This is a genomic window from Mesorhizobium sp. M7A.F.Ca.US.005.03.2.1 (assembly GCF_003997795.1).
Lineage (GTDB): Bacteria > Pseudomonadota > Alphaproteobacteria > Rhizobiales > Rhizobiaceae > Mesorhizobium > Mesorhizobium ciceri.
This window is the reverse complement of the sequence record NZ_RZRP01000325.1, coordinates 1-6,471: the sequence shown is the minus strand read 5'-3', so window position 1 is coordinate 6,471 and position 6,471 is coordinate 1. Positions and strand designations below refer to the sequence as shown.

The following is a 6,471-nucleotide window of genomic DNA, read 5'->3' as shown; positions in this document are numbered from 1 at the left end:
GTGCGCGTCAGCATCAGGCCGAGGAAGACGCTCGATTTACCGCGAAAACGATAGCGGGCGAACGCATAGCCGCCTGCCATGCCGATGGCCACCGCAATCACCGTCGAGGTCACCGAGATGATCAGCGAGTTGCGGAAATATTCAATCACCGGGATGCCGCCCTTGCCGATGCCTGAGAACATCGCGACATAGGCGTCGAACGAAATCTCCTGTGGGATCCACACCGGTGGCTTTGCCATGATCTCGACCGTCGGCCGCAGCGACGACAGCACGATCCACAGGCCCGGCAGGCAGATGGTCAGCATCGCCAGGAACAGGCCGATGCGATAGACGATGCCGAGCAGCCGGCGCTTCAGGCGGGCGGAAGAATTCTCGTCCATCTTCACCACTCCGCACCGATCTGCGTGCGCGCCGCGGCGAGCTTGTTGAAGAAGTAGACGGTGAAGGCGATCGACAGCAGGATCGAAAAATAGGCCATGGCGTTGGCCATGCCCATGCGCCCGTCGCTGTAGGCGGTGCGGGCCACCAAGGTCCATAGCAGTTCGGTGCGGCCCGCCGGTCCGCCATCGGTCATGATCTTGACGATGTCATAGGCGCGCGCCACGTCGAGCGAACGGATGGTCATGGCGATGTAGGCGAAGGGCATGACGAATGGCCACGTCACATAGCGGAATGTCTGCCACGGCGTGCAGCCGTCGACCCGCGCCGCCTCGATCGGCTCCTTGGGCATGGCGAGCAGGCCGGCGAGGATCAGGATGGCGAAGATCGCCGTCGACGACCAGATCTCGGCGATCGAGATGGCGATGAAGGCGAGATGGCCCTCGATCAGCCACGGTATGGCGTCTCGCGTGATGCCGAGCGACTGCAGCGCATTGTTCACCAGGCCGATATTGTCGTTGAACATGAACTTGAATTGGAAGCCGACCAGGATCGGCGAGAACATCATCGGAAACATCATCAGCGTGCGCAGGATGCGCTGGCCGCGCGTCGCCTTCTCGACGAGCATGGCGAGGCCGAGCCCGAGCAGCATTTCGAGATTGAGCGCGATGGTCAGCAGCAGAACCGTGCGACCGAAGGCCCACCAGAAGTCGGTGTTGGACAGGATCGAAAGATAGTTCCGGATGCCGATGAAGACGTAGAACGTTTCGGGCCGCGTCAGGCGGAACGGGGTGAAGCTCGAATAGAGCGACAGAAGCAGCGGCACCACCACCACCGCCGCCAGCACGATCATGGCCGGAAGCAGCAGCAGGAATGGCGCGGATGGCTTGAAGCCCTTCATCAGAATCCTTGAGTGTTTGTATTTGGACGGCGGTGCGTTGGCTGGGCGCGAAGGGTTAGCGTAAACCGCTGGCATCCCGCGCAACGCGATCGCCTCCCCCATTGCTGATTGGGGGAGGCAGCCCTGGGAGCCGTTGCTAGAGCTTGCCGGCGTCCTGGAGGATTTGTGTCGCCTTGGCGGCGGCTTCATCCAGTGCCTGTTTCGAGGTCTTGTCGCCGAGGATCGCCGCCTGCAGCTCGGGATAGACGGCGTTCGAGATCTCGATCCATTCAGGCGTCTGCGGCACGGCGAAGGCGTGCTTGGCCTCTTCCTGGAAAGCGGTAAGAACCTCCTTCTTGTAAGGATCGTTTTCGGCCTGCTTCAGGTCCCAGTCCCAGACCGCGGTGCGGGTCGGCAGCGGACCGGCGGCGGCCTCGAGCTTCTGGCTGTCCTCGTTGGTCAGCCACCAAACCAGGGAAGCCGCGGCCTCCTTGTTCGGGCAGTTCTCGGTCACCGAGAAGCCATGGAAGCCGGACCAGCCGGTGCGCTTGCCGGACGAACCCTTCGGCGCGACTTTGACGCCGACATTGCCGGCGACCTTCGACGACTTCGGATCGTTGAAGAAGCCGGCCCAGCCCGGCCAATCCAGGTTGATGGCGACAGTGCCGGACGCAAAGCCTTGGCCGAGATCGTCCCAGAGATAGTTGGTGGTGCCGGCCGGCACGGCCTTGGCCTTGTAGAGGTTGACGAACCAGTCGAGCGCCCGGATGCCGGCCTCGGAGTTGAAGACCGGCTTGCCGTCCTTGTCGAGATATTCGCCGCCCTCGGCGACGACCATCTCGTAGAAGCGGCCGTTGATCGCCTCTTCCTTGCCGGCGAACTGGGTGCCGTAGAAATTGGGCGGGTTGGCGAAGAACTCGGCCTGGTCGGTGACTTCCTTCCAGGTGTCCGGCGGCACCAGGTCATAGCCGTATTTCGCCTTGAACTTGGTCTTGTTGTCGGCGTTCTCGTACAGGCTCTTCTGGTAGTAGAGCGCCGAAACGTCGAACTGCGCACGCGGCAGCATCTCCAGCTTGCCGTCGATGGTTGCCGCCTTGATCGTCGACGGCACGAAGGCGTCGATCTCTTCCTTCGGCAGCAACTTGCTGAGGTCGGTGTAGAGGCCGGTATATTGCGGCGCGAAGGAGGAATGGTTCCAGCCGACGCACCAGTTGGTGCTGCCCGAGGCGATGTCGGACTTGAGCTCCTTGTCGATATCGAAGCCGTTCTTCTTGGTCAGGATGTTGACCTTGGCGCCAGTCGCCTTCTCCCATTCCGGGATCCGTTCGTAGAGCTTTTCATATTGCTGGCCGCCGATCAGCTTCACGTCGACGGTCACGCCTTCGAACTTGCCGGGCAGGTCGCCGGCAAGGGCTGCGCCTGCACCAAATGCAAGCAACAATGCACCGGCGGAGACGCCGGAAAGCAGTCTGTTCATTGGTATCCTCCCTGGGTGCGCCTTGGCCGGCGACCGCAACTCGTCTGATGACAAGAAGTGCTACATTCATATACAAACAAAACATTCATGGAGACGTCAAGGCGAAATTTGTTTCCGCTGCGCACGTTCCTGCGTATATGAAGGGTGAAATTCACTGGAGGATGAGCCCATGGACGACAGCGAAGACGAGCGCTATCGCGCGCCGGCGCTCGACAAGGGGCTCGATATCCTTGAACTGCTGGCGGGCGTCGACGGTGGCCTGACCCAGGCCGAAATCGCCAAGAAACTCGACCGCAGTCCCAACGAATTCTATCGCATGCTCGACCGGCTGGTGCGGCGCGGCTACGTCACGCGCCTCGACGGCGACCGCTATTCGCTGACGCTCAAGCTGTTCGGCCTGGCACAGTTGCACGCGCCGGTACGGCGGCTGGTCTCCTATGCCACGCCGCTGATGCGTGAACTTGCCGAGACATCGCAGCAGGCCAACCAACTCGTTGTTTTTGATCGCGGTTCTGCCGTCGTCATCGGTCAGCAGGAAGCACCGAACTACTGGGGCATATCGATCCGGGTCGGCTCCCATATCAGTCTGTTCGACACCGGCTCGGGACATGTGCTGCTCGCCTTCCGCTCACCGGAAGAGCGCCAGATGATGATTTCCGAACACGTCCGCAGCACCGACAAGACGGCGCAATCGAGCGAGTTCTTCACCCGTCTCGACCAGATCCGCGACCGTGGCTACGAGATGATGGCTTCGATGCAGACAGCCGGCGTCTTCAACCTGTCGGCCCCGGTGCGCAGTTCCGACGGCAAGGCGATCGCCGCGCTGTCGATTCCCTACATCACGGTGGTCAACGCGCCTTCCGCACCCGATATCACCAGGACAATCGAACTGTTGCTGGCAACGTGTGAAAAGCTGTCGCACCTTGCTGGATCAGCAGTCGGCTCATCGGTGTGAATTCTTATTTGAATGAAGAATTCTCTCGTGAGATGATTTGAAAAGCCAGAGGGAGGAGCCTCGCCATGATCATCGACACCCATCTTCACCTCATCGATCGCTCGGCCCTGCGCTATCCCTGGCTCGCCGGCGTGCCGGCGCTCAACCGCGATTTCTCTTATGAAGACTACGCGACGGAGGCGCAGCGTGTCGGCGTCGAGCGCGTGCTGCATATGGAGGTCGATGTCGATCCGGCCGACATCGAAGCCGAGACGGCTCGTGTGGAAGGACTGTCACGGCAGCCCGGCAGCATGCTGGCCGGGGTGATCGCGTCCTGCCGTCCTGAGGAAGGAGACTTCGCGGCCTATCTCGAACGGCAGCGGGCAAACCCGTTCGTAAAGGGCTTTCGCCGCGTCCTTCATGTCGCGCCCGACGAGCTCTCGGAAGGTGCGGTGTTCCGCGACAGCATCAAGCGGCTTGGCGGCACCGGCCTGACCTTCGATCTCGTCGTGCTGCCGCACCAGATTCCCAAGGCTATCGTGCTTGCCGACCTGGCACCCGATGTGACGTTCGTCCTCGACCATTGCGGCGTGCCCGACATCAAGGGCAACAGGGAACATCCATGGCGCGAGCATATGAGCGAGATCGCCCGGCGCCCGAATGTCATGGCCAAGATTTCCGGTGTCGTCGCCTATGCCGATGCCGGCAGCTGGACGGTCGAGACGTTGCGGCCGTACGTCGAGCACACCATCAATTCATTCGGCTGGGACCGCGTCGTCTGGGGCAGCGACTGGCCGGTCTGCACGCTAGGCGGCGGCCTGTCGACCTGGGTAGCGGCGACCCATGCATTGCTCTCAGGCTGCAGCATTAACGAGCGCGACAGGCTGTTGTCCGGCAATGCCCGCAAGCTGTGGCGGCTCGACTGACAGGTCCTTTCAGACGGTTGCCGAGACGTGCCGTTCGCGGCCATAGAGCGAAACCAGCAGCACGATGACGAAGCCGAGCGCGGCCTGCACCGCCGCGGGCTGGAAGCCGAGGCCGATGAGCAGCGTGTTGATCTCGGTCAGCACCAGCACGCCGGCGATCGTGCCGAGATAGCTGCCCCGGCCGCCGACCAGTGCTGCGCCGCCGACGACGACCGCTGCGATGGTCTGGAACAGATAGGGCTGGCCGACATCGCCATAGGCCGAGCCGGTGAAGCCGAGCAGCAGCACGCCCGCGACAGCGGCGAAGAAGGCGCTTGCTGCATAGGTGATGACCCACATGCGAACCGGGTCGATCAGCGCCAGCGGCGCCGCTCCCGGATTGCTGCCCAACGCATAGAGCCGGCGGCCATAGGGCGTCCGCTCCAGCACCAGCACGACCAGCGCCGCCAGCACGACCAGGCTCGGCACCAGCCACGGCACCGGCAGCGGGCCGGCCGATCCGCCGATCGAGACGAAGCTGGAAACCGCTTGTGGCGCGGAGCCTGACGGGAAGCCGGCTGTCCACAGCAGCACCAGCCCTTGCACGACCATGCCGATTCCGAGCGTGACGATGAGCGGCTGGATGTCGAGGCTGCGCGAGATCAGCCCGTTCAGCCCGCCGATGACGAGCGCCAGCGCGCCGACCAGGCCGCAGACGAGAAAAAAGTTCCAGCCATCGCCATAAAGCTGCGCCGCCACGACATTGGCAAAGCCGATGACGAAGGGGATCGAAAGGTCAATGCCGCCCATGATGACGACCAGCGTCTGGCCAATCGAGGCCACGGCGAGCAGCGAGGCGAGCACCAGCATGGCACGTATCGCAAACGGCGCCGAGTAGCCGGGAATGAGAATTGTGCCGGCAAGGTGCAGAAGGGCGGCGACGCAGAAGGCGCCGACGACGCGGGCGTTGGTTGTCGCGAAGAGGTTTTGGCGCAAAACCATGTCAGCGTCTCCCCATGGCAAGACGTTCCTGCAGCGCTGTCAGCATCACCGCCAGCACCAGGATCGCGCCGTAGGCGATCTGCAGCACGAAGGTCGAGACGTTGAACGTCGTCAGCACGCTCTGCAGCAGGAAGATGTCGATGGCACCGATGGCGGCACCCGCCACGCCACCACGGCCGCCGGCCAGGCTGACGCCGCCAAGTGCTACGGCGGCGATGGCGATCAGTGTGTAGGTCGGCCCGATATTGGGATCAGCCGAGCCGATCAGCGCGGTCAGCATCAGCCCGGCGCATCCGCCGAGGATGCCGGTCATGACATAGGCGATGAAGCGCACGCGCGTGACATCGACACCGGCGGTGTAGGCGGCGCGGTCGTCGCTGCCGACCGCCATAAGCTGGTCGTAGTATGGCGTGCGCCGCACCAGCCACCAGGCGACGAGCATCGCCGCCAGCGGCAGCATCGACAGCGGGCCGGACAGTGCCTTGAGCCAGGCCGGCGCTGGGCCGATCGGCGCCGGCAGGATTGTCAGCGTCACGCCGGTCAGGATCAGATAGGTGCCGAGCGTGGCGACGATCGGCTGAATGCGCACGATTGTCGCCAGGAAGCCGTTCGCCGCGCCCACCAGCGCGCCGACGAGCAACGCCGCCGGAACGAGCACCAAGGGCGACGAGATGCCGGTGCCGAGGAACAGCACCTGGATCGTCAAAGCGTTGACAAAGCCCATCAATGGCCCGACCGAGATGTCGATTCCGCCACGCCCGGCGAGGATGACAGGCGTGGAGGCGATGGCAGCACCGATCAAGGGCGCCGCCAATCCGACCAGCGCCCCCCAGGAACCCGGCTGGAATCGTCCCGGGCTGAGGATGAGATTGACCGCAAGCAGCACGACCAGCAG

At 63.3% G+C, this 6,471-nt stretch carries 6 protein-coding genes and 1 pseudogene; 2 read left to right on the top strand and 5 right to left on the bottom strand.

Features of this window, described 5'->3' with window-relative positions:
• From EN991_RS18745 to EN991_RS18735, 3 genes and pseudogenes are all read right to left on the bottom strand, one after another.
• Positions 1–380: pseudogene (locus tag EN991_RS18745) on the bottom strand (carbohydrate ABC transporter permease); the annotation flags it as partial.
• A 2-nt stretch (positions 381–382) separates the two neighbouring features.
• Positions 383–1,279, bottom strand: a complete 897-nt coding sequence (locus EN991_RS18740) for a sugar ABC transporter permease (RefSeq protein WP_013533025.1) — start codon at positions 1,277–1,279, stop codon at positions 383–385.
• A gap of 136 nt (positions 1,280–1,415) precedes the next feature.
• A complete protein-coding gene (locus tag EN991_RS18735) occupies positions 1,416–2,735 on the bottom strand; it encodes a sugar ABC transporter substrate-binding protein (protein ID WP_127369284.1) in 1,320 nt (439 codons plus the stop codon).
• Positions 2,736–2,904: 169 nt separating this feature from the next.
• On the opposite strand from EN991_RS18735, the gene EN991_RS18730 reads away from it, so the two are divergent.
• Together EN991_RS18730 and EN991_RS18725 are read left to right on the top strand one after the other, a co-directional pair.
• Complete coding sequence (locus tag EN991_RS18730) at positions 2,905–3,690, top strand: IclR family transcriptional regulator (RefSeq protein ID WP_013533023.1); 786 nt, start codon at positions 2,905–2,907, stop codon at positions 3,688–3,690.
• A 65-nt stretch (positions 3,691–3,755) separates the two neighbouring features.
• Positions 3,756–4,595 carry an amidohydrolase gene (locus EN991_RS18725; protein ID WP_127369283.1) on the top strand — a complete coding sequence of 280 codons (840 nt, stop codon included), beginning with the start codon at positions 3,756–3,758 and terminating at the stop codon, positions 4,593–4,595.
• A 9-nt stretch (positions 4,596–4,604) separates the two neighbouring features.
• Here EN991_RS18725 and EN991_RS18720 read toward each other — a convergent pair whose 3' ends face one another.
• Positions 4,605–5,576, bottom strand: a complete 972-nt coding sequence (locus EN991_RS18720; RefSeq protein ID WP_127369282.1) for an ABC transporter permease — start codon at positions 5,574–5,576, stop codon at positions 4,605–4,607.
• Position 5,577: 1 nt separating this feature from the next.
• The coding region (locus EN991_RS18715; protein ID WP_164769189.1) for an ABC transporter permease at positions 5,578–6,471 on the bottom strand (894 nt) is incomplete at its 5' end.